The organism is Insolitispirillum peregrinum, from assembly GCF_900156605.1.
Lineage (GTDB): Bacteria > Pseudomonadota > Alphaproteobacteria > Rhodospirillales > Rhodospirillaceae > Insolitispirillum > Insolitispirillum peregrinum.
Genome location: NZ_FTOA01000003.1, coordinates 68,450 through 94,824, shown reverse-complemented (window position 1 = coordinate 94,824; position 26,375 = coordinate 68,450). Strand labels below are relative to the sequence as shown.

The window sequence follows — 26,375 nt, the reverse complement described above, 5'->3', positions numbered from 1 at the left end:
ATCATGGCATTACAATCCCTGGACATTATGCGCCGCTCCGCCAGCCCGACTCCCGCCCCCGAGGCGCGGAGTCCGATGGAAGTGGCCAAGCTGATCGACGTGACCACCTGCATCGGCTGCAAAGCCTGTCAGGTGGCCTGCTCGGAATGGAACGACCTGCGCGAAGACGTCGGCTCGTGCGTCGGCGTCTATGACAACCCGATCGACCTGTCGCCGCAGGCGTGGACGGTGATGCGCTTTGAGGAAACCGAGGAAAACGGCAAGCTGGAATGGCTGATCCGCAAGGACGGCTGCATGCACTGCTCGGACCCCGGCTGCCTGAAAGCCTGCCCGTCGCCGGGCGCGATCATCCAGTACAAGAACGGCATCGTCGATTTCCATCAGGAAAACTGCATTGGCTGCGGCTATTGCGTTTCCGGCTGCCCGTTCAACATCCCGCGCATCAGTGCGCAGGACAACAAAGCCTACAAGTGCAGCCTGTGTTCCGACCGCGTGGCTGTTGGTCAGGAACCGGCCTGCGTCAAGACCTGCCCGACCGGCGCCATCCAGTTCGGTTCCAAAGAGGACATGAAGGAAGTCGCCGAAACCCGCATCGCCGACCTCAAGCAGCGCGGCTATGACAATGCCGGTCTGTACGACCCCGAAGCCGTCGGCGGCACGCACGTCATGTACGTCCTGCACCACGCCGACAAGCCGAACCTCTATTCCGGCCTGCCGAAAGACCCGCAGATCAGCCCGGTGGTCAAGCTGTGGAAGGGGATGCTGAAGCCGGTCGCCACCCTGGGGATCGCTGCGGCCGGCCTGTTCGGCTTCTTCCACTACATCACCGCCGGTCCGAACCGGGCCGATGAAGACCACGACGAGGGGGCCCAGCAATGAAAGAGAAACTGATCCAGCGCTACAGCGCCTCGGAACGCATCAACCACTGGATCGTCGCCGTCTGCTTCGTGCTGCTGGCGGTCTCCGGGCTGGCGTTCTTTTACCCGGCGTTCTTCTGGCTGACCGGCATTTTCGGCACGCCGCAGCTGGCGCGCATCCTGCACCCGTTCATCGGGGTGGTGATGTTCCTCGGCTTCTTCATCCAGTTCTTCCGCTACTGGCACCACAACATCCTCAACCGCGAAGACGTCAAGTGGATGAAAAGCGTCAAGGAAGTGCTGAAGGGCAACGAAGTCGGCGACATTGGCCGCTATAACGGCGGCCAGAAAGGCATGTTCTGGGTGATGACCCTGTGCCTGCTGGCGTTGATCGGCTCGGGCATCATTGCCTGGCGTCCGTACTTTGCCATCCACTTCCCGATCCCGGTGATCCGTATCGCCCTGCTGGTCCATTCGGCCAGTGCGGTGGCGCTGATTGCCAGCATCATCGTCCATGTCTATGCGGCACTGTGGGTCAAGGGCACCATCCGGGCGATGGTCGAAGGCGTGGTGACCCATGCCTGGGCCAAAAAGCATCATCCGAAGTGGTACCGTGAAATGACCAGCAAAAAGTAGGCTGGCCTGATCACGCGCCAGCAACAGGCGCGGAGCCAACAGGCGCGGAGACTGCAACGGTCTCCGCGCTTTGTTTTGCGAGGCAGGATCGTGGAGCGCTGCTCCACACCTCGCCGGGGCCTTCAGGCCCCGGCCCCCATTGATTTGATAGTGAAAGAAAAAATGGGGGCTTGGGGGCATCGCACCCAAACGGGTATGGGCGGTAGCCCATTCTTCTGCACGGACTGTCGTGCCCTGTGGCCGTGCCCAACACGGATACTTGTCTTATGATTTGTCGCATTGTTCCTGCGAAAACCGGTGCCCACTTTTCGCACAATGCAGGTTTTGATTTGCCGCATTGTTCCTGCGAAAACCGGTGCCCACTTTTCGCACAATGCAGGTTTTGATTTGCCGCATTGTTCCTGCGAAAACCGGTGCCCACTTTTCGCACAATGCTCTACGCTCTCCTCCACCATCCTCGAACATCACCGGAGACGCGGGCGGGTGTCGGATTACGGTCAACGCAGACGGAACTTTGTCGGGGCAGTCCTGCTCGCCATGCTCAGTTGGGCGGCGATCTACACCGCCATTGCCGCCTGGCCCAACCAGTCGCGCAACAAGCCGATCAAGGTCGGCGTCCTGCATTCGCTGTCCGGCACCATGGCGGTGTCGGAACGCAACGTTGCCGACGCCACCCTGTACGCCATCGAAGACATCAACCGCCACGGCGGTCTGTTGGGGCGCAAGGTCGAAGCGGTGGTGGTCGATGGCCGGTCCGACTGGGGGGTGTTTGCCTCGGCGGCGGAACGGCTGATCACCCAGGACAAGGTCTCGGCGGTGTTCGGCTGCTGGACCTCGGCCTGTCGCAAGACGGTCAAGCCGATCTTTGAACGGCGCGATGCGGTGCTGTTCTACCCGGTGCAGTACGAGGGGCTGGAGCAATCGCCGAATATCGTCTACACCGGGGCCGCCCCCAACCAGCAGATCATCCCGGCGATCAAATGGACCCTCGACCATCTGGGCCGACGGCTGTTTCTGGTCGGGTCGGATTACGTGTTCCCGCGCACCGCCAACAAGATCATCACCGCCCAGACCACCGCCTTGCAGGGGCAGGTGGTCGGTGAAGCCTATGCGCCGCTGGGCAGTCAGGACTTTACCGCCATCATCGCCGCCATTCAGGCCAGCAAGCCGGAGGTCATTTTCAACACCATTAACGGTGATTCCAACGTCGGCTTTTTCAAGGCCCTGCGCGCGGCGGGCATCACCCCGCACGACATCCCGGTGATGAGCTTTTCGATTGCCGAGTCCGAAGTCAAGGCGATCGGCCCGGCGACGCTGGAAGGCGACTATGCCGCCCGCAACTATTTCCAGAGCGTCGATACCCCGGAAAACCGCGCCTTTGTCAGCGGCTACCGCGACCGTTACGGCCCGACCACCGTCACCACCGCCCCGATGGAAGCGGCCTATTTCGGCGTCATGCTGTGGGCGCGCGCGGTCGAAGAAGCCGGATCGCCCGATTTCCGCGATTTCCGCTCGACCATCAAGGGCCAGAGCATGGCCGCACCGGGCGGTACCGTCACCATTGACCCGCTGACCCAGCACACCTGGAAAACCGTCCGCATCGGACGGGTGCAGAAGGATGGCAATTTCCAGATTTTATGGGACTCCCAGCGACCGGTGCGCCCGGTGCCGTTCCCGTCCTTTCTGCCCAAAGCCGACTGGTTGCAGTTTCTCGACGGCCTGTATCGCGGCTGGAATGGCAACTGGCAGGCTCCGCTGCCGCTCCCTGCCGCCGAGCGTCAGCCATGAGCGCCCACCCCGTTTCCCCCCGCCCCGCCTCTCCCCGTCCGCCTCGCCGCATCCGGCTGGCGTCGGAAATCGCCGCAGGCTATCTGCTGTTGGGGGTTCTGCCGCTGGTGATGGTGGTGTGGGCCTATTTCAGCGCCTCGGAACAGGCGCTGGAAGACGAAATCCGCCACAACGTCGCCTCGCTGGCCGACCAGAAAACCGCCCGTATCGAGGCGCTGGTACAGGAGCAATTGCGGCAGGTCTCGCTGCTCGCCTACGCCCCGACGGTGCAAGAGGCAATGGCGGCACTGGTCGAGGACCGCGATATCGGATCGTTACGGCCCTTGCTGCTGCGCTCGGCGGAAACCTATGGGCTGCGCTCGCTGTTGCTGCTGAGTGCCGGGGGCGAAGTGGTGTTTGCCTCTGGCGATCAGGCCATCGTTGGCAGCAACGTGCTGACCGGCCCGTTGCGCGGCTCGCTGCTGACCAATGTGTTTGACCGCGCCCGCACCCTGCTGGAAAGCGAAATCTCCGACTTTGCCCAGATCCCGCCCAGCGGTCAGCCTGCCGCCTATGTCGCCGCCCCCATCCTGCGGGCGGGCAGCCTGATCGGGGTGGCGGTGGTGGAAATCGACCCCTCCCCGATCCACGAGGTTCTGGGCGATTACATCAGTCTGGGACGCACCGGCGAAACCCTCGCCGCCGGGCGCGATGACAGCGGCGGTCTGGTGCTCTATGGCCCGGTGCGCCATGACCCCGACATGGGCAATGGTCATCCGCTGGCCGGAGAGCAACCGCTGACCAAACTGCTGAACCGGGCCTTACGCGGGGAACGCGGCGTTGACTTTGCCACCGACTATCGCGGTGCCCGCGTGCTGGCGGCATGGCGTTATCTGCCGTCGTTCCGCTGGGCGGTGGTGGTGAAGATGGATGTCTCCGAGGCCCTCGCCAGCGTCGAGCGCCTGCGCACCGTCGGCTTCTGGATTGCCGGAATTGCCGCCCTGTCCGGGCTGATCGCCGCCACCTTCATGTCCCGCGCCATCACCGGCCCGCTGCGCGAACTGGGGCTGGCCACCCGCGCCCTGTCGCGCGGCACCTTTGACCAGCCGGTGACGCCGGAAGGCAGTCAGGAGATTGCCGAACTGGCCGTTGCCTTCAACGACATGGCGGTCGAGCTGCACACCTATCACCGCAGCCTGGAGCGCAAAGTCACCGAGCGCACGCAGGAACTGCGCGCCGCCAAGGACCGCGCCGAAGCCGCCACCCGCGCCAAGACCGAATTTCTGGCGATGATGAGCCACGAGCTGCGCACCCCGATGAACGGTATCATCGGCATGGCCGAACTGCTGCGCGGCCGCGTTGCCAGCGACCCGCAGGCGGCGGCGTGGATTGACACCATCCGCCAGTCGGGGGAAACGCTGACCGTCCTGCTGAGTGACATTCTCGACATGTCGCGGGTTGATGCCGGGGAAGTCGCCTTTGACCAGCGCCCATTCCGCCTGCACGAGCTGATCACCACTCTGGTGGCCCTGATGCGGGTTCCGGCGCAGCACAAGGGGCTGGTGCTGGATGCCGACCTGCCGCCCGATATCCCCGCTGATGTGGTCGGCGACCCGGCCCGCCTGCGACAAGTGCTGTTCAACCTGCTGGGCAATGCCATCAAGTTCACCGAGCGGGGCCGGGTCTGCCTGCGCGTCCGCCCCGAGACCGCCCGCCACGGGCTGGTGCGGGTGTCGTTTGCCGTGCAGGACACCGGCATCGGCATCGCCCCGGAGGCCTTGCCCGACCTGTTTCAGCCCTTTACCCAGGTCGATGCCTCGGTGTCACGCCGCCATGGTGGCGCGGGACTGGGGTTGGCGATTGCCCGCCGACTGGTTGACGGCATGGGCGGCACCCTGACGGTCAGCAGCCAGTACGGCAGCGGCAGCACCTTTACGGTGACGCTCGACTTCACCCCCACCAGCCCGCCTGCCCTGCCCGGCGATGCCTCGGTACCGCACATCCCCGCCCTGCCGCCGCTGTCGGTGCTGATGGTCGAAGACGAAGAGGTCAACCGGCAGGTTCTGTCCGGCCTGCTGACCCGCGCCGGTCACAGCGTCACCACCGCCAAAAGCGGCCCCGAAGCCGTTGCCGCCGTCGAACAGCGGGATTTTGACGTGGCGCTGGTCGATATCCGCCTGCCCGGCATGGACGGCTTCGAAGCCGCCCGCCAGATGCAACAGGTGGTCAGCGCCCGCGCTGGCCAGTTGCCGATTCTGGCCGTCACCGCCAACCTGATGCGCGAAGACCGCGACGCCTGTCAGGCCGCCGGGATGCTGGGCATCGTCGGCAAGCCGATCAATCCCAACGAACTGATGCGGGCTCTGGCCGCCGCCTGTCAGGGGCACAGCCTGCCCGTTGTCGATGAAGAGGCAGGCAAGGCCGCCCACATCCTGAACGAGCCGTTGCTGGAAGAACTGATCGAAGCCTTGGGACTGGCCGAAGTCGAGCGGCTGGCGCTGGTCGCCGAAGCCTCGCTGACCGCCAGCCTGCACCGCCTGCACCGATCAGCGCAGGACCGCAACGCCGAAGACATCGCCGACGCCGCCCACCGTCTGGCAGGCAGCGCCGGATCAAACGGCATGGCCGCCAGCCGCCTGCTGGCCAAGGATCTGGAAAGCGCCGCCCGCGACGGCGACTGGCCGCGCATCGAACAGGGCATCACCGCCCTGACCAGCACCTGCCCCGCCGGGCTGGCAGCCCTGCGCCAGTGGCTGGACCAGCAGGCGAAGGACGGGTAGGGCGGAGCTCTTGAACGCTCTTTCCGCAAGAAAAGCACAGTGGCTTCGGCCTCACATGCCACGCGCACGATCGCGGCTATCTGAGTCTCCTATGGTATCAGACTCAGAGCCTCTTGAAGTACTTTATCGGTTTTTAGCCCGACCTCTCCCATGTGCTCCGCCAAAATCTTTTTTGCCGTCTTCGCTTGGTCACCTGACACATAGGGGGCTGCTCCCTTCATGGTCAGCGCCAAATTGAACCGACCGTCATCGGACGTGACAGAGGGCCAAATGCTTGGCACGAGTTCGAATACTCTTGGGTCACCAAGATCAGAGAGAAACTCCCCCGCATAAATGCGCAGCGTACGGTCCGCATCCGTCGCCATTTTCAAGAATTGCGCTAAAGATGCCGTTTCAATCGCCGAGGCAATATTCGCACGCTCGCCTTTGTTTCCGCGCAGCATTTCCGTAAGCGCCACCATCAATCCCAAACGCTCGCGATACGACAAGTCGGGTGCCAGAAGTTCTGCTGTTGCGGGGCGAACCAACCCAGTCCCCATCCGGGCCATCGCAGAACGCGCGGCGCGGCGCGTAGATAAATCTGGAGAGTCAAGCTGTATCAGCAGGTCCTGAAACGACTCCATCACAATCGGGTTTCGCCCCCCGGCAGCCGCACTAACCTTCAATTGTTCAGCCTGAAGGTCTGCTGTAAGCTTTTCTTCATCAGAGGCGTCCTTCGACATACGTGTTGTCTCTGCCCTGATCTCTGACTGACGTAACTTTTCACGTTGATTCATCAGTTTATCGAGAAAATTTCCCCATAATTCTCGTGTCTGCATATCAGGGGAAACAGTGGCATAAAATTCCGCCAGAACAATTCGGTCTTCGAGATTTTTACTGCGGGCTTCCACCTTGAGGCTTTCCAAGAAGGAGCGATAATCGACCCTTTGCTCTGCCAGACTTCTGCGCTCTTCTATCAAATAACTGAACGCCACCTTCGCGGTTTCCTGCGCAAACGGGAAAAAGGCCAGCGCCACCGCGCCGATCGTAGTCCCATATATGACTTTTTTGATCCCCGCCTTGATCTCCATAATCCGAATATCACGGTCATCGGAAAGAAGGGTGTTTTCATCCGCCATTTCCAGCCTCCCAGTATATCGTTTTCCTTGGGCACAGCGTCTGTATGATGGAACTCATTCAAGCTTAGAGATACACCTTGAATAAATTAATTTCAAATAGCTCTACTATAAAGTGTCTAATCAGACATCATAACTCCACTCAGTGCCAGCCCTATGGACGCCCGACAGAACAGACTTCCAGCCGCCATAGAGACCCAAACCATAGCGAAGATCAGTGGACAGGAATTCAGGGACGCAGAACCCGGCAAGCAAAAGGCCGCTTTCCAGTCGGGAAAGCAGCCAGTGTCTTGTTGCCCAACCCGCAGTCAGGGCAATGACCTGACTGCGGGTTGGCAATGCGTCGATGTGAACCGGAGTGATACATCAGGCGATCATCTATTTCGCACTCTTTACAACGCTTTACAGCGTTCCACCTCCAACATTGCCCGTGACCGGTCCGCTCCTATCGTTTTTTCTTGTCTTCCATTTTTCCTGCCGTTTCCGCCAAAAACACTCACTCCCGCCCACGATAACTGCGCGGCACGATCCCGTGTTTCTGCAACCGCGCATACAGGCTGCGCCGGGGCAGGTGCAGGGCGTCGGCGGCGCGTCCGGCATCGCCATCACACTGTTCCAGCATCTTGCGCAGCACCCCGGCTTCAAAGATGTCCATCTGCTCGCTCAGCCCCAGCCCCTGCGCGGCGGCAATCGGGTCGCGGACCAGCCCCAGCGCCAACTGGGTGGCAAAGTTGCGCAGTTCCCGCACGTTCCCCGGCCAGTCGTCGGTCAGCAGGCGGGCTTCCACCTCGGCCCCGATCGCCGGGCGGGGAACGCCGTGCTGGCGGGAGGCTTCGTCGAGGAAATAGCTGAACAGCAGCCCGACATCGGCCCGCCGCTCCCGCAGTGGCGGCAGGTGGATTTTGACCGTGCCCAGGCGATAGACAAAATCGGCCCGCAGCCGGCCTTCCGCGACCGCCCGCTGTACATCCTGCGTTGCCGAGGCCACCACCCGCACATCAAGAACCGTCGTTTCCCCAGAGGGCGAGACCACTTCCCGCTCTTCGATGGCGCGCAACAGGCGGCCTTGCAGCGTCGGCGACAGGTGTTCCACCCCATCCAGAAACAGGGTGCCCCGGTGAGCTTCGGCCAGCCGACCGCGCCGGATGCGACCGCCGAACAGCAGCTCGTCCGCCTGCCCCTCGGGCAAGGCGGCGCAGTCGATGGTCACAAAGCTCCGCCGCTGGCGACGGCTCCAGCGGTGCAGCAGGTGGGCCACCAGTTCCTTGCCGGTGCCGGTTTCGCCTTCGAGCAACACATCAACGTCAGCTCCCGCCACTTGCCGGACGGTATCGCGCACCCGCGTCATCACCGCCGTTTGCCCCAGCAAGGGAAAGTGGCCCTCGTTTTCTGCCGCCATCTGGCGCAGGCGGCGGTTTTCCAGCACCAATCGCCGGGTTTCCAGCGCCCGCCGCACCGAGGCAATCAGGTATTCAGTGACAAACGGCTTTTCAATGAAGTCATAGGCACCGCGTTTCAGGGCCGACACCGCCATCGCAATGTCACCATGGCCGGTCATCATGATCACCGGCACCTCCGGGTCCACCGCCTGCACCGCATCCAGCAGATCATTGCCATCCAGCCGGGGCATGCGTACATCGGTGATCACCACCGCCGGCGGCGATGCGGTAATACTGCTCAGCGCCGACTGCCCGTCGGCGTGCAGCTCTACCTCCAGTTCGGCGATGGCAAAGGAATCCATCAGCGCCGCACTGAACGCTACGTCGTCTTCGACCAGCAGGATACGCAAGGATTCCGGGGTCATCATGCCGTCCTCATCGTCATTGCCAGCGCCGCACCGCCCAACGGAGACTCCGCCACCGTCAGCGTTCCCCCCAAATCCACCATGATGTCGTGGGCAATGCCCAACCCCAGCCCCAGCCCATCGGGCTTGCCGGTGACAAAGGGCAGGAAAATCTGTTTGCCCAGCGCCGGATCAATCCCCGGCCCGTTGTCGGCCACCGTCAGCACCACAGAGCCCTCCCCCTGCTCAACGGTCAGCGCGATGGCGGGGGCGGGGATGCCCTCGACCGCATCAAGGGCATTTTGCAGCAGATTGACCAGCACCTGCTCCAACCGCACCCGCTCGGCCAGCACCTGCGGCAAGGCCCCCTCCGGTCGTTGAAGGGTAATGCCCTGTCGGCGCAAACGATCCTCGACCAGCAGCAAGGCCCCGGCAATCACGCCCTCCAGCGGCTCGCGGCTGGTCTGTCCGTGCTTGCGGCGGGCAAAGCGGCGCATTTCCTGCGTGATGGTGGCAATCCGCTCGGTCATCGCAATAGTGACGTCCAGATTGTTTTTCACTTTCTCCAGTCGGTTGGCCGCCAGATGGTGGCAGGCATTTTCCGACAGGGTGCGGATGGTCGCCACCGGCTGGTTGATTTCATGCATCAACCCGGCGGCAATCGACCCGACCGAAGCCAGCCGGTTGGCCTGTTCCAGTTCTTCGCGGGTGTCACGGAACCGCTGATCGGCCAACGCCCGCTTGCCCATTTCTTCCTGTAACTGCTGCGTCCGTTCGGACACCGCCTGCTCCAGCGCCCGCCGGTCGGCGGCAAGGCGGGCGGCACGGGTCAGCCGGTTCCACATCAACAGCGCGATCAGCACCCCACCAGCAACAATCGGCACCGCCATCCCCCAGGCGCGATAGGTCGCCGCCCGCAAGGCCGGAGCCGTTTTCATCAGGTGCAGCAAACGGAGGTTGGTGCCCGCCACCGGCACCGTCACCATCACCGCCTCGTCCGTGCCGCCGATCAGCATCCGGTCTGGCCCCAGCCAGCGATAACGCCCCTCGCGCAATGCCGCCGTGCCGTACTGGCCGCTGGCCGCAATCGCCTGCCGGTCCTGCGTGGACAACGGCATCACCGTGGTCAGCAATTGCGACGGATCAGCGGCGGCCAGAATGATCCCGCGCTCGTCGGTGATCAGCGTTTCGCCCGGATCACCGCCCCAGTTCTGCGTCAGGGTGGCGAATTCGTACTTCACCACCACCACCCCCAGCGCACGGTCCGGCCCCTCCCCCAGACGGCGGGCAAGGAACAGGCCCGGTCGCCCGGTCAGGACGCCAGCGCCGAAATACTCGCTGCCCCCGTCGGCCATCGCCCGCGAGAAATAGGGCCGGAACGCAAATTCCTGCCCGACAAAACTGTCGGGCCGGTCAAAATTCGACCCGACCACCGCCCGGCCCGTGCGATTGAGTAGATACAGCACCGACGCCCCGGTCTTCCCGGCAAGGCCGCGCAGCTTTTCGCTCAGCCGCCGTTGATCGTCCACCGTCGGGGTCGCCAACACCGCTGCAAGGTCGCCATACTCACTCAGCACAATCGGCAACAGGCGAAAGCGGGCCAGCTCGCTGTCGATCACCCGGCCATGCTGGCGGGCCAGAGCATCGGTCTCGGCGGCCAGTTCGTTCAGGGCCTGATGGCGTGCCAGCACCAGCGCCGCCAGCCACAAGGCGGCCAGCAGCAACACCACCACGGAAACAAAAACAATCCTGATCTTGCGCGACGGGTCCAGCATTTGTGCAGGATATTGCGCAAACTACCATCCTGTCACGCAGAATCTTGCACAAACAGGCGGCGAAAAATGGCTGCCTTCGGCATTTTTTCCTGTGTTCATAGACAGATAGCGATGCCTCTACAGCAGCCTTGAAGCTCCGTTATCCCGAGTGCTCTAGTGCGGTGACCTCAAGATGACACCAACGTTCATCGGGTCCCGAGGGCAGGTGGTGACATCTACCTGCGACCAGAGACAATAGAGCCAGAGGAAACAACAGTGTCCACACAGGCCCCCATCGCGCACAACACGCGCCTGAAGTCGATCATCGGTGGTTCAACCGGCAATCTGGTCGAATGGTTCGACTGGTATGTCTATGCCGCCTTTGCCTTGTACTTTGCTCCGCACTTTTTCCCCTCCGGTGACCAGACCGCCCAGTTGCTGAACTCGGCGGCGGTGTTTGCCGTCGGCTTTGTGATGCGTCCGGTCGGGGCGTGGATCATGGGCCTGTACGCCGACCGCAAGGGCCGGAAGTCCGGCCTGACCCTGTCGGTGACGCTGATGTGCGCCGGGTCGCTGATCATCGGCCTGACTCCCGGCTATGACAGCATCGGTGTCGCGGCTCCGGCCCTGCTGGTGATTGCCCGCCTGATGCAAGGGCTGTCGGTTGGCGGCGAATATGGCGCCTCGGCCACCTACCTGTCGGAAATGGCCGGCAAGGACCGGCGCGGCTTTTTCTCCTCGTTCCAGTACGTCACCCTGATTTCCGGCCAGTTGCTGGCCATTGCCGTGCTGCTGGTCCTGCAAAACACCCTGGACAAGGCCGACCTCAGCGCCTGGGGCTGGCGCATCCCGTTCTTTGTCGGTGCGGCGCTGGCGGTGGTGGTGTTCTGGCTGCGTCGTGGGCTGGCCGAAACCGAAAGCTTCAAGAACGCCAAGACCGACACCAGCAAGAAGTCCGGCTTCTGGGAACTGGTCACCAAGCACCCGAAGGAAACCGCGCTGGTGATGTTGCTGACCGCAGGCGGCACGCTGGCCTTCTATGCCTATTCGATCTACATGCAAAAGTTCCTGGTCAACACCTCGGGCTTCAGCAAGGAAGCCGCCAGTGAACTGAACGCCATCACCCTGTTCGTGTTCATGCTGATCCAGCCGCTGGCCGGGGGCCTGTCGGACAAGATCGGCCGCAAGCCGCTGATGATTGCCTTTGGCGTGGCCGGTGTGCTGTTCACCTATCCGATCTTCTCGACGCTGGAAAGCACCAAAGACCCGCTGACCGCTGGCCTGCTGGTGATGGCCGCCCTGCTGATCGTGACCGGCTATACCTCGATCAACGCGGTGGTGAAGGCTGAACTGTTCCCCGCCCACATCCGCGCGCTGGGCGTCGCCCTGCCCTATGCGCTGGCCAACACCCTGTTCGGTGGCACCGCCGAATTCGTCGCCCTGCAATTCAAGAGCCGGGGCTGGGAACAGGGCTTTTACTGGTACGTGACGGTGATGATCGGCGTGTCCCTGTGCGTCTACCTGTTCATGCGCGACACCAGCAAGAGCAGCGCCATCAAGGAAGACTAAATCCTTCTTCCATGTCGGTGATCAATCGCCCCGCAGCCTGTCGGTTGCGGGGCGGTTCTGTTATCCCTTTTTCACCTTGGCGGTAAAACGGTAGCCATGCCCCCGGCAGGTTTCGATCAGCCCGCCATCGCCGGACGGATCGAGCTTTTTACGTAACCGGCTGATCAGGATGTCGATGCTGCGCGGCCCGGAGTCCGCCTCGGCGGAGCCCAGCGCGGCCATCAGTTGATCACGGCTTTGAATCCGTCCGGCCCGGCTGACCAGCACCACCAGCAGATCAAATTCTGCCGGAGTCAGCTCCAGCGCCCGCCCCACGGTGTCGACCACCACCCGTTCGACGGTATCGAGGCTCCAACCGGCAAAGACCAGCCGGTTTTTCGCGCTCGCCGGAGCAGGGGCACGGCGGTCCAGCACGTTCCTGATCCGCGCCAACAGCTCGCGCGGATAGACCGGCTTGGGCAGATAGTCGTCTGCGCCGATCTCCAGCCCCAGCGCCCGGTCATCCGGCGTCCCCCGCTCGGTGACCATAATGATGGCGGTATCGCCACTGGCCCGCACCTGTCGCGCCAGCGCCATGCCATCCCCATCCGGCAGATTGACATCCAGCAGGATCAGGTCCACTCCGCCGTGGTTCAGCCAGGCCTTCAGCCCGGCGGCGTCTTCGGCCTGATCGACGCGATAGCCCGCCGTGGTCAGACAGGCGCACATCACCGCCCGCACCGCCGGATCATCATCCACCACCAGAATATGCGGGTTAGCCGTCATCGCAAAAATCCACCCAGCCCTGCTTTCAGAAAAATACCAGAAACAAGGGCCACGTATAGTCATTCAGGTCAACCGGTTTTCATCGCTGTCCCGCTGGAAGAGAAGAAATTCTCTTGCCAGCCATAAATATTTGTCTATTATCAGAAATAATATAGAAATAAAAATTTCATTGAGTGATTAAAAAATAGGCTTTCAGAAATATATATGAAAAATATTTACAATCCTGTTTTTAAACATTTTTCACATCACTCAGAAAACTCACAAGATGCGCTGCACAATCCGCATTATGCCATATGAATGATTTTTAAGCCTGACGTGAATACCATTCCATCATCCGCGTCCCTTTTCGCCCCTGCCCCACCGGCCAGAAACATGGAAAATCATTCCATATCAAATGGATGACCAAACTGGCCCGCCTCTTGCGTTGTGTCCGCCGTCTTACGCAACGTCTCGAACGGGGGACACTCCATGAAGTTCATGCGCTCTTTGGGCCTCGGCCTGCTCGCTGCCGCCTCGATGCTGTCGGTTTCGTCGGCCAAGGCTGCCGATGACACCATCAAGGTCGGCGTGCTGCATTCGCTGTCCGGCACGATGGCAATCTCGGAAACCACCCTCAAGGACACTGTCCTGATGATGGTCGATGACCTCAACAAGCACGGCGGCCTGCTGGGCAAAAAGGTCGAAGCGGTGGTGGTTGACCCGGCCTCCAACTGGCCGCTGTTTGCCGAAAAGGCCCGCGAGCTGCTGGAAAAGGACAAGGTGGCGGCGATCTTTGGCTGCTGGACCTCGGTGTCGCGCAAGTCGGTGCTGCCGGTGGTCGAACAGCTTGACGGCCTGCTGTTCTACCCGGTGCAGTACGAAGGCGAAGAAAGCTCGCGCAATGTGTTCTACACCGGTGCCGCCCCCAACCAGCAGGCGATCCCGGCCGTCGATTACCTGATGAGCAAGGACGGCGGCGAAGTGAAGCGCTGGGTGCTGGCTGGCACCGATTACGTCTATCCGCGCACCACCAACAAGATTCTCGAATCCTACCTGAAGTCCAAGGGCGTCGCCGCCGACGACATCATGGTCAACTACACCCCGTTCGGCCATAGCGACTGGCAGACCATCGTCGCGGACATCAAGAAATTCGCTTCGGCGGGCAAGAAGACGGCGGTGGTTTCGACCATCAACGGCGATGCCAACGTGCCGTTCTACAAGGAACTGGCCAACCAGGGCATCAAGGCAGACCAGATCCCGGTGGTGGCGTTCTCGGTCGGGGAAGAAGAACTGGCCGGTATCGACACCAAGAATCTCGTTGGCCATCTGGCCGCCTGGAACTACTTTGAATCGGTCAAGTCGCCGGAAAACACTGCCTTCATCAAGCAATGGCACGACTTCACCAAGAACCCCAAGCGCGTGACCAATGACCCGATGGAAGCCACCTACATCGGCTTCAAGATGTGGACCCAGGCGGTGCAGCAGGCTGGCACCACCGACGTTGATGCGGTCCGTCAGGCGATGTACGGCCAGAAGGTCAAGAACCTGACCGGCGGCGTTGCGGTGATGAACACCAACCACCACCTGTCGAAGCCGGTGTTCATCGGTGAAATTCAGGCCGATGGCCAGTTGCAGACCGTGTGGAAGACCAACGGCGTGATCAAGGCCGATGCCTGGAGCCCGTACATCCCGGAAAGCGCCAAGCTGACCGCCGACTGGACCTATCCGTGGGTCTGCGGCAACTGCACCGAGCCGAAGTTCAAGAACTAACACCTACGCCCGGGGCCAGACTGCCGTCCGCCAACGGCAGTTCTGGCCCGCCGTGCCTCTGCCTCCCTTTCATCCTGCAACAACGGGGGTTGCCCGTGAAGATGCTCAAGCTGGTTCTGGCCCTTGTGGCTCTTTTGGTCTGCTCCCCCGCCTATGCCGACGATTTCGCCGGAGCGGTGCGGGCGCTGAACGCCGACAGTTTCAGTGACAAGCTGACCGCCGCCGACACACTGGCCGCCCTCGGCGATGGCCGGGCGGCAGCGGTCTTTGAAGCCATGGCCGATGGCCGTCTGTACGCCACCGCTGACGGCACCATCCTGATCGAACAGAGCGGCAGCTATCGCGATGCGGTCAGCGGTGCCACGGTCGCCGCCAGCGATGCGGCGGCAATCACCGTCAACAACCGCCTGCGCGGGGCCTTGCGCGCCGCTGCCGGGCAACTGGGCCTGCTGAACAGTGACCCGGTGATCCGCCAGCAAGCGGCAGAGTCGATGCTGGCCACCCCCAATCCCGATGCCGCCGACACCGTGCGCAAGGCGCTGGCCGCCGAAACCGTCCCGGCGATCAAGGCACTGTTGTCGCAAGCGGTCGCCCGCCTTGATCTGGCGGACAGCGACCCGGCTCACCGCCTGAGCGCCATTGCCCAACTGGCGGCCTCGTCCGATCCGCAAGTGCGCGGCCTGCTGCAACCACTGGCCGACGGTGACAGCGACCCGCAGGTGAAGGCCGCCGCCCAGAAAGCCGTCTCGTCGATTGAAAACCGCCTTGGCCTGATCGGCATTGGCGTCAACATCTTTCAGGGCATCAGCCTCGGCAGCGTGCTGTTGCTGGCCGCCATTGGTCTGGCCGTCACCTTTGGGGTGATGGGGGTGATCAACATGGCCCACGGCGAAATGATCATGCTGGGGGCCTATAGCACCTTTGTGGTGCAGGAGGCCGTCCGTGCCCTGCTGCCACCCGACTATTTCGGCCTGTATCTGGTGATCGCCGTGCCGGTGGCCTTTGTGGTGACCTTTGCCGTCGGGGTCCTGCTGGAACGGACGGTAATCCGCTTCCTCTATGGCCGACCACTGGAAACGATGCTCGCCACCTGGGGCATTTCGCTGATGCTGCAACAACTGGTGCGCTCGCTGTTCGGAGCCTCCAACCGCGAAGTCGCCAACCCGGCATGGATGACCGGCGGCATCGAGCTGATCGGCGGCTTCACCCTGACCTATAACCGGGTGGTGATCATCCTGTTCTGCCTCGCCGTGCTGCTGGCGCTGGCCGCCGTGCTGCGCTGGTCACGCTTTGGCCTGTTCATGCGCGCCGTCACCCAGAACCGCCCGATGGCCTCGGCGATGGGCATTCCGACCGGTCGGATCGATGCCGCCACCTTTGGCCTTGGCTCGGGGATTGCCGGGATTGCCGGGGTGGCGCTCAGCCAGATCGGCAACGTCAGCCCCAACCTCGGACAGGGCTATATCGTGGACTCGTTCATGGTGGTGGTGTTCGGCGGCGTCGGCTCGCTGTGGGGCACGCTGGTCGGTGCGCTGTCGCTGGGGCTGGTCAACAAGCTGCTGGAACCCTATGCCGGGGCGATGCTGGGGAAAATTCTGGTGCTGGTCGCCATCATCCTGTTCATCCAGAAACGTCCGCGCGGGCTGTTCGCCCTCAAGGGCCGTTCGGTCGAGGGTTAAGGAGACTATCATGACATCCTTCTCTGCCCGCCTGCTCACCTGTGGCAACCGCCGCCTGTGGACCGGCCTTGCGGTTGGCGCGCTGGTGTTTCTGGTGCTGGTACCGGTGCTGAATCTGGCCGTCCCGGTGGACTCGGCCCTGCATCTGCCCAACTACATGGTCACCCTGCTGGGCAAATACCTGTGCTATGCCCTGCTGGCGCTGGCGATGGATCTGGTGTGGGGCTATTGCGGCGTGCTGTCGCTGGGCCACGGTGCCTTTTTCGCCCTCGGCGGCTATGCCATCGGCATGTACATGATGCGCGCCATCGGCAGCCGGGGAGTGTACGGCAACGCCGACCTGCCCGACTTCATGGTGTTCCTCAACTGGCAAGAGCTGCCGTGGTACTGGTTCGGCTTCAGCCAGCCGTGGTTTGCCCTGCTGATGGTGGTGGTGATCCCCGGCGCGCTGGCCTTTGTATTCGGCTGGCTGGCCTTCCGCTCGCGCATCACCGGGGTCTATCTGTCGATCATCACCCAGGCAATGACCTATGCCCTGATGCTGGCCTTTTTCCGCAACGAAATGGGCTTTGGCGGCAACAACGGCCTGACCGATTTCAAGGACATCTTCGGCTTTGACCTCGCCTTGCCATCGACCAAAATGGGGCTGTATCTGGCCTCGGCGGTGGTGCTGGGGCTGGCCTTCCTGCTGGCCCGCTTCATCGTCACCTCGAAACTGGGGCGGGTGATGATGGCGGTGCGCGACGCCGAAAGCCGGGTGCGCTTTCTGGGTTATTCCCCGACCGCCATCAAGCTGTTCGTCTTTACCCTGTCGGCAATGCTGGCCGGGGTGGCCGGAGCCTTGTACGTGCCGCAGGTCGGGATCATCAACCCGTCGGAATTTTCCCCTGCCAACTCGATCGAGATTGCCATCTGGGTGGCGGTCGGCGGGCGCGGCACCCTGATCGGGGCCATTCTGGGAGCCTTTGCGGTCAACGGCGCCAAGACCTGGCTGACCGGTGCCGCCCCCGAGTTGTGGCTGTTCCTGCTGGGGGCGCTGTTCATCATCGTCACACTGGGGATGCCCAAGGGCCTGATCGGGCTGTGGGCCCAAAGCAAAGCACGCCTGTTCCGCCGTTCAGCCGTCACCGAAGAAAAGGAGGCCCGACATGCTTGATGACGCCATGCCCACCATCGACATGCCCGCCGGTCCCGGCGTGCTGGCAGCGGGTTCGATTTTGTACCTCGACGGGGTGACGGTCAGCTTTGACGGCTTTCGGGCGCTGAATTCGCTGTCGCTGGTGCTTGCCCCCGGCGAGCTGCGCACCATCGTCGGCCCCAACGGGGCGGGCAAGACCACCATGATGGACGTGATCACCGGCAAGACCCGCCCCGACAAGGGCGACGTGCTGTTTGACCAGAACATTGACCTGACCCGACTGGATGAATCGGCGATTGCCACGCTCGGCATTGGCCGCAAGTTCCAGAAGCCGACGGTGTTCGAGCACCTGAGCGTGTTTGAAAACCTCGAACTGGCGTTAAAGACCAACCGCAGCACCCTCGCTACGCTGTTTTTCCGCCTGTCGGGGCAGCAGGCCGAGCAGATTGCCGCCACCCTGCAGCGGGTCGGGCTGGCCGACAAGGCCCGCCAACAGGCCGGGTCCCTGTCGCACGGCCAGAAACAATGGCTGGAAATCGGCATGTTGCTGATGCAGGACCAACGCCTGTTGCTGCTGGACGAGCCGGTGGCCGGGATGACCGACGCCGAAACCGAGGCCACCGCCGAGCTGATCCTTGATCTGGCCCGCGACAAGACCCGCTCGCTGGTGGTGGTCGAGCACGACATGGAGTTTGTCCGGGCGCTGGGGGCAAAAGTCACCGTGCTGCACGAAGGCTCGGTGCTGGCCGAAGGCTCGCTGGATGCCGTGCAGGCCAATCCGAAAGTCGTCGAAGTCTATCTGGGGCGCTGAACCATGCTGAACATCGACACCATCAACCTGTTTTACGGTGCCAGCCACGCCCTGCGCGGGGTGTCACTGAGCGCCCAGCCAGGGCGCGTCACCTGCGTTCTGGGCCGCAACGGCGTCGGCAAGACCAGCCTGATGCGGGCGATCATGGGCTTGCAGGCGGTCAAGACCGGGGCGATCAGTTGGGAAGGCAAGGACATCACCCGCCTCAGCGCCCACGACCGCGCCCGCCACGGGATCGGCTTTGTGCCGCAGGGGCGCGAGATTTTTGCCCGCCTGACGGTGCGGGAAAACCTCGAAACCGGCTTTGCGCCACTGCCACGCGGCAAACGCACCATCCCCGATGATGTTTTCGAGCTGTTTCCGGTGCTGAAAACCATGCTGCACCGGCGCGGTGGCGACCTGTCGGGCGGGCAGCAGCAACAGCTGGCCATCGCCCGCGCGCTGGTCACCCGCCCGCGTCTGCTGATCCTCGATGAGCCGACCGAAGGCATCCAGCCGTCGATCATCAAGGACATCGGTCGGGTCATTCGCCTGCTGGCCGATGGCAAGCTGGCCGAATGGGGGAACATGGCGGTGGTTCTGGTCGAGCAATACTTTGACTTTGCGAAGGAATTGGCCGACGATTTCGCCGTGATGGACCGCGGCGAAGTGGTGCTGTCCGGTCAGGCCGCCACCATGGTAGAGGATGATGTTCGACGCTATCTTACCGTCTGAGAACCGGCCGGTTTCTCCCCCTCCCCTGCCGCGCATGACCGGGCGGGCCGAGCTGGCCTTTGCCGACGGACGATTGGCGCACCTGTACCAGCAGGCCCCGCTGCGGGTGCTGTTCCCCACCCCACCCACCGGCGAGCCGGTGCAGGCGGCGCTGGTTACCACCTCCGGCGGGCTGACCGGCGGCGACCGCCTGACCCTGACCGCCAGCGTGCGCGATGGCTCGCGGGCGACGGTGATCGCCAGTGCGGCGGAAAAGCTGTACCGCTCGACCGGCGACGACGTTGATATTGATGTCGCCCTCAGCGTGGCCGACGGCGGCTGGCTGGAATTTCTGCCGCAGGAAACCATCCTGTTCGACGGTGCCCGCCTGCGCCGCCTGACCCGTATCGACGCCAGCGGCAGCGCGCAGGTGCTGGCGGGCGAAATGCTGGTGTTCGGGCGCACCGCACGCGGGGAACGCTTTACCCGTGGGTTGGCGCGCGACGAATGGCGGGTGCAGCGGGACGGACGGCTGGTATGGGCCGATGCCCTGCATGTCGATGACCCCGCCGTTCTGTCGGCCTCTGCCGGGTTCGCCGGGGCGGTCGCCTGTGCCACTGCCCTGCTGCTGACCCCCGAGCCGCTGGCGTGGCGTGACGCAGTGCGCGAGCTACTGGCGAGCCATGGCGGACGGGCCGGGGCGACAGTGGTCAACGGCCTGTTGCTGGTCCGCTGGCTGGACAGCGACGCCCAGCGCCTGCGCGCCAGTTTCGGACAGGTATGGAGCCTGCTGCGCCACGGCACCGGCGGCGGGGCGGCCCGTATGCCGCGCCTGTGGGACATCTGACACTCATTTATCTTTGCAACCGCCAACAGGAGAAGGCCGGGATGAACCTCAGTCCACGCGAGAAAGACAAGCTGCTGGTGGCGATGGCCGCGATGGTCGCCGAACGCCGCCTGCAACGCGGGGTAAAGCTGAACTACCCCGAAGCGGTGGCGCTGATCACCGACCATGTGGTCGAAGGCGCCCGTGATGGCCGCCCGGTGGCCGCGCTGATGCAAAGCGGGGCCGAAGTGCTGACCCGGGCGCAGGTGATGGACGGCATTGCCGAGATGCTGCACGAAATCCAGGTCGAGGCCACCTTTCCCGACGGGACCAAGCTGGTCACCGTCCACAATCCGATCCGCTGATCCCCGCTGACAAGGACGCTCCCCATGATCCCCGGCGAAATCATCCCCCAGGACGGCGAGATCATCCTCAACGCCGACCGCCCGACCCTGACCCTGAGCGTTGCCAACACCGGCGACCGCCCGATTCAGGTTGGCAGCCATTACCACTTTGCCGAAACCAACCCGGCCCTGTCGTTTGACCGACAGGCGGCGCTGGGCTACCGGCTGGACATTCCGGCGGGCACCGCCACCCGTTTCGAGCCGGGCCAGACCCGCACCGTCGCCTTGGTGGCTTACGCCGGAACCCGCACCATCTGGGGCTTTCGCGGCGAGATCAACGGCCCCCTGCCGGGTGCCGAATGAGCACCGCGCGCAAGGGAGCCAGCCGCATGCAGGACATCCCGCCGGATGTCCTCGACGCCCTGAGCTGCGGCACGCTGGCCACCGCCACCCTCACCGAAGGGCTGGCGATTGATCAGGCGCGCCTGCTGCGCTGCGTTTTCCCCGACCTGCCCGCCGCCAGTCTGGCCGCCGCACAGGCCGCAACCGACCTGGGGATCGTCAAGCGGATGGCCGCCATCGCCGCCTTGCTGCTGGAAACAGTCGGGCCGTCGGCGATTGCCACCTGTCAGAGCCACCTGTCGGACACCGTGCGCGGCTGGGCCTGCTTCATGATCGGGGCCGATCCCGCCAGCGAGCCGCAGCAGCGGCTACAGACCATCCAGCCGCTGGCCGATGACCCGCATTTCGGGGTGCGCGAATGGGCCTGGCTGGCGGTTCGCCCTGCGCTGGTTCAAACCTTGTCCGACAGCATTGATGCCCTGATCCCGTGGACGGCCTCCCCGTCCGAACGGGTGCGCCGCTTTGCCAGTGAAGCCCTGCGCCCGCGCGGGGTGTGGTGCAGCCATATCCCGGCGCTGAAAAAAGACCCGGCACTGGGCTTGCCGCTGTTGGCTCCGCTGCGCACCGACCCGGCGGTCTATGTGCAGGACTCGGTGGCCAACTGGCTGAACGATGCTGCCAAAGACCAGCCGGACTGGGTGCGCGCCCTGTGTGAAGACTGGCGCAGCGACACCCCGACCCCGGCCACCGACCGCATCTGTACCCGCGCCCTGCGCAGCCTGACCTGATTCCCCCGCTCCCCCCTCTTGCCGCCCACAACAAGGACCAACCCCATGGCACATACCATCGAGCGCAAAGCCTATGCCTCCATGTTCGGCCCGACCACCGGCGACAAGGTCCGGCTGGGGGACACCAACCTGCTGATCGAGGTGGAACGCGACTTCACCACCTATGGCGAAGAGGTCAAGTTCGGCGGCGGCAAGGTGATCCGCGACGGCATGGGGCAGTCGCAACTGTCACGGGCCGAGGGCGCGGTTGATACGGTGATCACCAATGCGCTGATCCTCGACCACTGGGGGATCGTCAAGGCCGATGTCGGGCTGAAGGACGGGTTGATCTGTGCGATTGGCAAGGCGGGCAACCCGGACATTCAGCCGAACGTGGATATCATCGTCGGCCCCGGCACCGAAGTGATCGCCGGGGAAGGCCGCATCCTGACCGCTGGCGGTATTGACTCGCACATCCATTTCATCTGCCCGCAACAAAGCGACGACGCCCTTTATGCCGGTGTGACCACCCTGCTGGGCGGCGGCACCGGCCCGGCGGAAGGCACCAACGCCACCACCTGCACCCCCGGCCCGTGGCACATGGAGCGGATGTTGCAGGCCGCCGAAGGGCTGCCGGTCAACGTCGGCTTTTTCGGCAAGGGCAACGCCACCCAGCCGCAGGCACTGGAAGAAATGATCCGCGCCGGGGCCTGTGGCCTGAAGCTGCACGAGGACTGGGGCACCACTCCGGCGGCAATTGACGCCTGCCTGTCGGTGGCCGACCGTTTTGACGTGCAGGTGGCGATCCACACCGACACCCTCAATGAATCGGGCTTTGTCGAAGACACCATTGCCGCCTTCAAGGGCCGCACCATCCACGCCTTCCACACCGAAGGCGCCGGTGGCGGCCATGCCCCGGACATCATCACCCTGTGCGGGGTGGGCAACGTCCTGCCGTCCTCGACCAACCCGACCCGGCCGTTTACCGTCAACACCGTCGATGAACACCTCGACATGCTGATGGTCTGCCACCATCTGGACCCGCGCATCCCCGAAGACGTCGCCTTTGCCGAAAGCCGCATCCGGCGCGAGACCATCGCCGCCGAAGACATTCTGCACGATCTGGGCGCAATGAGCATGATGAGCTCGGACTCGCAGGCGATGGGCCGCATCGGCGAAGTGATCACCCGCACCTGGCAGACCGCCCACAAGATGAAGGCCCAGCGCGGCAACCTGCCGGGCGAGGTCGGCAACGACAACCTGCGCGCCAAACGCTATATCGCCAAATACACCATCAACCCGGCAATCACCCACGGCATCAGCGGCTACGTCGGCTCGATCGCGGTCGGCAAGCTGGCCGATCTGGTGCTGTGGAAACCGGCCTTCTTCGGGGTCAAGCCGGACATGGTGCTGAAATGCGGCACCATCGCCGCCGCGCTGATGGGCGACCCCAACGCCTCGATCCCCACCCCGCAGCCGGTACACTATCGCCCGATGTTTGGCGGCTATGGCAAGGCGTTGCAGGCGACCTCCGTCACCTTTGTGTCGCAGGCCGGGCTGGACGCCGGACTGAAGGAGCGTCTGGGGCTGGGCCGTCGCCTGCTCGGCATTCAGGGGGTGCGGACCATCGGCAAGGCCGACATGATCCACAACAACGCCTGCCCGCATCTGGAAGTCGATTCCGAAACCTATGAAGTGCGGGCCGATGGCGAGTTGCTGACCTGCGAACCGGCGGCGGAATTGCCGCTGGCGCAACGTTACTTCCTGTTCTGATCATGCGGCGCGCCTCTCTGGTACAGGCGGCGGCCAGCATTGATCCGGCCCGCGTGCAGACCACCGTCACCCTGTCGGCCCACGACCGCCACCGCCGCCGCATTCGGATGGTGGCCGATGACGGCGGCGACTTCCTGCTCGATCTGCCCAATGCCACCCATCTGCGCGATGGTGACGGGCTGCTGCTCGATAATGGCGGGGTGATCGTGGTGCGAGCCGCCGCCGAACAGGTGATCGACCTGCACAGCAGCACGGTCGAACAACAGGTACGGCTGGCGTGGCACATCGGCAACCGTCACCTGCCGGTGCAAATTCTGCCCGGCGGCAGTCTGCGCCTGCATCTGGACGAGGTGCTGGTGACGATGGCCGAAGGACTGGGGGCACGGGTTGAACGCCTGTGTGCCCCGTTCCAGCCCGAACCGGGGGCCTATGATCCGCATGGTCTGGTCGGGGCTGCCGAACCGTTGATCCGGTGGGCGCGATGAGCCTGCCGTCAGCCACCCTGCTGCGCCTGATGGCCTGGCTGTCGCCCTCCTTCCCGGTCGGGGCCTTCAGCTATTCCCACGGGCTGGAATATGCCGTCGAAAGCGGTCTGGTGCGCGACCTGCCGACCACGGTCGACTGGATCACGACGGTGCTGTTGCACGGCAGTGGCCGGATTGATGCCGACCTGTTCGTGCAGGCCCATGGCATCGCCTGCGGGCTGGGGGCTGTCGATGACGACCCGGCGGCCCTCGACGAGATCAGCATCCTTGCCGATGCATGGCGCGGCACGCCAGAGCTGGCGCTGGAATCCTCGGCACAGGGCAATGCCTTTGTGCTGGCGGTCGATGCCGCCTGGCCCGATCCGTTCTGGTCGCGCTGGCGCAGCCACCTGAAAGCCGACCGCCGCCAGCCTGCCTATGCGGTGGCGGTGGCGGTGGCCGCCGCCCGTGCGGACATCCCGCTGCCCACCGCGCTGGCGGCCTTTCTGCATGCCTTTGCCGCCAATCTGGTTTCCGCCGCCGTGCGGCTGATCCCGCTCGGCCAGAGCGACGGCCAGCGGGCGATTGCGGCGCTGGAAGCGGTGGTCCTGCACGCCACCGATGCCGCCCTGGTCCGCCCGCCCGAAGATCGCGGTGGCGGATTGCCGATGCTCGACTGGTGCAGTATCTCTCACGAAACCCAATACACGAGGTTATTCCGCTCATGACCGCTTTTCGCGTTGGTATCGGCGGGCCGGTTGGCTCGGGCAAGACCGCTCTGATGGATGCGCTGTGCAAGCGCCTGCGCGACGATTACAACATTGCCGCCATCACCAATGACATCTACACCCGCGAAGACGCCGAATTCCTCACCCGCTCGGGCGCACTGGCACCGGAACGGATCATGGGAGTGGAAACCGGCGGCTGCCCGCACACCGCCATCCGCGAAGATGCCTCGGCCAATCTGGCGGCGGTGGCCGAAATGCAGGAACGGTTCCCCGACCTGCAGGTCATATTGGTGGAATCCGGCGGCGATAACCTGTCGGCGACCTTTTCACCCGAACTGGTGGATGTGACCATCTATGTGATCGACGTCGCTGCCGGTGAGAAAATCCCGCGCAAGGGCGGGCCGGGCATCACCCGCTCTGACCTGCTGGTGATCAACAAGATCGACCTTGCCCCGCTGGTCGGGGCCAGTCTGGAGGTGATGGAGCGCGACGCCACCCGCATGCGCGGCAGCCGCCCGTTCCTGTTTTCCAACCTGAAAAGCGGCAAGGGTCTGGAAGAGATTGCCAGCTTTATCCTGAGCGCGGGCGGGATCGAGAGCATTGTGTGAAAAGTGGGAACCGGTTTTCGCAACAACAATGCGGCACTATAAAAAGAGAGCATTGTGTGAAAAGTGGGAACCGGTTTTCACAACAACAATGCGGCACTATAAAAGGTTAGATGGGCTATCGCCCAAACCCATTCGGGGCCTGAGGCCCCGAACCCCCGTTTTTTCTTTTATGATCAAAGAAATGGGGTCTGGGGCCTAAAGGCCCCAGCGAGGTGTGGAGCAGCGCTCCACGTCCTTGTTCCCAAACCGTCGTGTCCTGTGGCGTCAGGTTTCACGCACGCAGGTCGAGCCGTATCAGACATAAAGGGCGGCGCGGTTACCCCTGCGCCGCATCCAGCCGGTCGAACAGGCGTTTGATCTGCACCGCCTGCCACGGGCGGCCCTGCGGCGTCAGATGCCCGGCTTCGGTCAGGGCGGCAGCAATCGCCCGCAGGCTGTAGCCCTGCTCGCGCAGCGGCAGGATGATTTCGGCCAGTCCCTGCGCCCGGATGCGGGCTTCCTTTTTCAGCGCCTCGTTGCGGCGGCGGGTAGCCTCGCGCAGGCCACCCAGCTTTTTCTGCGACTGGGCCAGCGCTTCCTTGATGTTCTGGCGCACCTGCGCCCGCTCCTGCTGGGCCACGGCGGCATAGACCAGCAACTGGTACTTGTCGGAATCCGGCATGCGGGCGGCCAGCAGTTCCACCCGCGGGTCATCGACCACCTCGGACAGCGCATCGGCAGGCAGGCTTTCGACCCCGGCAACCAGCAGGGTCGCCTTGTCCTTGCGCGCCCGTTCGATGGCCTGCGCCAGCGCGATCACGCCGCCGTCGGCATCAACGAAGTCCGCCAGCACCTTGTACGAGCGAGCCTCAAGCGTGGCAAGATAGTCGGCAATGTCCTGTTGTTGCAGGGCGACAGAGTCGGCCAGAGCGGCCGCAGCATAGGTCACGTAACGGATCATCTTGATACAGACAGACAGGCAGGATTTGAAAGGGCGCGGATGTTACGCACACAGAGCAGAGAAGATCAATGCCTGTTTTCGGTGATCTGTCTGGCGAGACCGGCTTGACATGAAAACTGCATTTGCAGACGCTTGCCCGTCTTTCATTCCGATGTGGCAATGAAAGAGCATTCCATCTCGCTTAAGCGAGAAAAACAAACGTCGGCCTGCTTCTTTCTGAAACAGACCGACATCCCTCGCGCCACAGGGCACAAGATCATTACGCAAGCATATTGATTTTCTGCCCGCGCCCACTGGACGACAGGGCGGTGCTCGCCGAAGCGGCCTGAGCCGCCTGCATCTGCGCGCCGCCTTCATCGCCGTCATTGTCGGTGTCCGGGCCACGCTCGGCCCGTTCATTGACCATCGACATCATCGACGACGCACTGAACCCACTGTTTGATGATCCAATCTGCATGGTGTCCTCCTGTTTCAGGGCAAATCCCGA

Annotated in this window: 24 protein-coding genes; 18 read left to right on the top strand and 6 right to left on the bottom strand. The window is 63.4% G+C overall.

The genetic code is table 11. From position 1 onward, the window contains the following. Positions 1 to 3 precede the first annotated feature (3 nt). From fdxH to BW995_RS08230, 4 genes are all read left to right on the top strand, one after another. Positions 4 to 879 carry a formate dehydrogenase subunit beta gene (fdxH, locus tag BW995_RS08245; RefSeq protein WP_076399738.1) on the top strand — a complete coding sequence of 292 codons (876 nt, stop codon included), beginning with the start codon at positions 4 to 6 and terminating at the stop codon, positions 877 to 879. Continuing rightward, positions 876 to 1,493, top strand: coding sequence for a formate dehydrogenase subunit gamma (locus tag BW995_RS08240; protein WP_076399737.1), 618 nt, complete (start codon positions 876 to 878; stop codon positions 1,491 to 1,493). Before fdxH ends, BW995_RS08240 begins: the two co-directional genes overlap by 4 nt. A 483-nt stretch (positions 1,494 to 1,976) precedes the next feature. Continuing rightward, entirely contained in the window at positions 1,977 to 3,281 is a 1,305-nt protein-coding gene (gene urtA / locus BW995_RS08235; RefSeq protein WP_217696061.1) for an urea ABC transporter substrate-binding protein, read from the top strand. Continuing rightward, a complete protein-coding gene (locus BW995_RS08230) occupies positions 3,278 to 6,040 on the top strand; it encodes a hybrid sensor histidine kinase/response regulator (protein ID WP_076399735.1) in 2,763 nt (920 codons plus the stop codon). Before urtA (BW995_RS08235) ends, BW995_RS08230 begins: the two co-directional genes overlap by 4 nt. 89 nt (positions 6,041 to 6,129) lie before the next feature. On the opposite strand, the gene BW995_RS08225 is transcribed toward BW995_RS08230, so the two are convergent. The 3 genes from BW995_RS08225 to BW995_RS08215 form a co-directional block, all read right to left on the bottom strand. After that, positions 6,130 to 7,158 carry a hypothetical protein gene (locus BW995_RS08225; RefSeq protein WP_076399734.1) on the bottom strand — a complete coding sequence of 343 codons (1,029 nt, stop codon included), beginning with the start codon at positions 7,156 to 7,158 and terminating at the stop codon, positions 6,130 to 6,132. Between the two features lie 493 nt (positions 7,159 to 7,651). Further along, the gene (locus BW995_RS08220; RefSeq protein ID WP_076399733.1) at positions 7,652 to 8,962 is read right to left on the bottom strand and encodes a sigma-54-dependent transcriptional regulator; all 1,311 of its coding nucleotides are present in this window, start codon (positions 8,960 to 8,962) and stop codon (positions 7,652 to 7,654) included. Continuing rightward, positions 8,959 to 10,713, bottom strand: coding sequence for a sensor histidine kinase (locus tag BW995_RS08215; protein WP_076399732.1), 1,755 nt, complete (start codon positions 10,711 to 10,713; stop codon positions 8,959 to 8,961). The genes BW995_RS08220 and BW995_RS08215 overlap by 4 nt, the downstream gene beginning before the upstream one ends. 255 nt (positions 10,714 to 10,968) lie before the next feature. Between BW995_RS08215 and BW995_RS08210 the strand changes: the two genes are divergently transcribed. After that, entirely contained in the window at positions 10,969 to 12,261 is a 1,293-nt protein-coding gene (locus tag BW995_RS08210) for an MFS transporter (RefSeq protein ID WP_076399731.1), read from the top strand. A 60-nt stretch (positions 12,262 to 12,321) separates the two neighbouring features. Here the strand turns inward: BW995_RS08210 and BW995_RS08205 are convergent, their stop codons facing one another. After that, positions 12,322 to 13,026 (bottom strand): response regulator transcription factor, encoded by a 705-nt coding sequence (locus BW995_RS08205; RefSeq protein ID WP_076399730.1) that lies wholly within the window; start codon positions 13,024 to 13,026, stop codon positions 12,322 to 12,324. A gap of 477 nt (positions 13,027 to 13,503) precedes the next feature. Between BW995_RS08205 and urtA (BW995_RS08200) the strand changes: the two genes are divergently transcribed. The 13 genes from urtA (BW995_RS08200) to ureG all read left to right on the top strand — a co-directional run bounded on the left by urtA (BW995_RS08200) (position 13,504) and on the right by ureG (position 24,948). Next, positions 13,504 to 14,775 (top strand): urea ABC transporter substrate-binding protein, encoded by a 1,272-nt coding sequence (urtA, locus tag BW995_RS08200; RefSeq protein WP_456152099.1) that lies wholly within the window; start codon positions 13,504 to 13,506, stop codon positions 14,773 to 14,775. Between the two features lie 101 nt (positions 14,776 to 14,876). After that, the gene (gene urtB, locus BW995_RS08195) at positions 14,877 to 16,454 is read left to right on the top strand and encodes an urea ABC transporter permease subunit UrtB (RefSeq protein ID WP_076400393.1); all 1,578 of its coding nucleotides are present in this window, start codon (positions 14,877 to 14,879) and stop codon (positions 16,452 to 16,454) included. Positions 16,455 to 16,464: 10 nt separating this feature from the next. Beyond that, positions 16,465 to 17,610 carry an urea ABC transporter permease subunit UrtC gene (gene urtC / locus BW995_RS08190; RefSeq protein ID WP_076399728.1) on the top strand — a complete coding sequence of 382 codons (1,146 nt, stop codon included), beginning with the start codon at positions 16,465 to 16,467 and terminating at the stop codon, positions 17,608 to 17,610. A 22-nt stretch (positions 17,611 to 17,632) separates the two neighbouring features. Next, positions 17,633 to 18,403 (top strand): urea ABC transporter ATP-binding protein UrtD, encoded by a 771-nt coding sequence (urtD, locus tag BW995_RS08185; RefSeq protein ID WP_407656314.1) that lies wholly within the window; start codon positions 17,633 to 17,635, stop codon positions 18,401 to 18,403. 3 nt (positions 18,404 to 18,406) lie between these two features. After that, positions 18,407 to 19,117 carry an urea ABC transporter ATP-binding subunit UrtE gene (gene urtE, locus BW995_RS08180; RefSeq protein WP_076399727.1) on the top strand — a complete coding sequence of 237 codons (711 nt, stop codon included), beginning with the start codon at positions 18,407 to 18,409 and terminating at the stop codon, positions 19,115 to 19,117. Further along, positions 19,092 to 19,943 carry an urease accessory protein UreD gene (locus BW995_RS08175; RefSeq protein WP_076399726.1) on the top strand — a complete coding sequence of 284 codons (852 nt, stop codon included), beginning with the start codon at positions 19,092 to 19,094 and terminating at the stop codon, positions 19,941 to 19,943. The genes urtE and BW995_RS08175 overlap by 26 nt, the downstream gene beginning before the upstream one ends. A gap of 41 nt (positions 19,944 to 19,984) precedes the next feature. Further along, a complete protein-coding gene (locus BW995_RS08170; protein WP_076399725.1) occupies positions 19,985 to 20,287 on the top strand; it encodes an urease subunit gamma in 303 nt (100 codons plus the stop codon). A gap of 24 nt (positions 20,288 to 20,311) precedes the next feature. Further along, positions 20,312 to 20,629: an urease subunit beta gene (locus tag BW995_RS08165; protein WP_076399724.1), complete on the top strand. Its 318-nt coding sequence runs from the start codon at positions 20,312 to 20,314 to the stop codon at positions 20,627 to 20,629. After that, complete coding sequence (locus BW995_RS08160) at positions 20,626 to 21,396, top strand: DNA alkylation repair protein (RefSeq protein ID WP_076399723.1); 771 nt, start codon at positions 20,626 to 20,628, stop codon at positions 21,394 to 21,396. The genes BW995_RS08165 and BW995_RS08160 overlap by 4 nt, the downstream gene beginning before the upstream one ends. Before the next feature lie 45 nt (positions 21,397 to 21,441). Continuing rightward, positions 21,442 to 23,148, top strand: coding sequence for an urease subunit alpha (ureC, locus tag BW995_RS08155; RefSeq protein WP_076399722.1), 1,707 nt, complete (start codon positions 21,442 to 21,444; stop codon positions 23,146 to 23,148). Between the two features lie 2 nt (positions 23,149 to 23,150). Next, positions 23,151 to 23,633, top strand: coding sequence for an urease accessory protein UreE (locus BW995_RS08150; RefSeq protein ID WP_076399721.1), 483 nt, complete (start codon positions 23,151 to 23,153; stop codon positions 23,631 to 23,633). Continuing rightward, positions 23,630 to 24,340, top strand: a complete 711-nt coding sequence (locus BW995_RS08145) for an urease accessory protein UreF (protein WP_076399720.1) — start codon at positions 23,630 to 23,632, stop codon at positions 24,338 to 24,340. The genes BW995_RS08150 and BW995_RS08145 overlap by 4 nt, the downstream gene beginning before the upstream one ends. After that, positions 24,337 to 24,948, top strand: coding sequence for an urease accessory protein UreG (gene ureG / locus BW995_RS08140; RefSeq protein WP_076399719.1), 612 nt, complete (start codon positions 24,337 to 24,339; stop codon positions 24,946 to 24,948). The genes BW995_RS08145 and ureG overlap by 4 nt, the downstream gene beginning before the upstream one ends. A gap of 316 nt (positions 24,949 to 25,264) precedes the next feature. Here the strand turns inward: ureG and BW995_RS08135 are convergent, their stop codons facing one another. Continuing rightward, entirely contained in the window at positions 25,265 to 25,876 is a 612-nt protein-coding gene (locus BW995_RS08135; protein ID WP_084194678.1) for a serine integrase family protein, read from the bottom strand. A gap of 271 nt (positions 25,877 to 26,147) precedes the next feature. After that, a complete protein-coding gene (locus tag BW995_RS08130; protein WP_076399717.1) occupies positions 26,148 to 26,345 on the bottom strand; it encodes a hypothetical protein in 198 nt (65 codons plus the stop codon). Positions 26,346 to 26,375 lie beyond the last annotated feature (30 nt).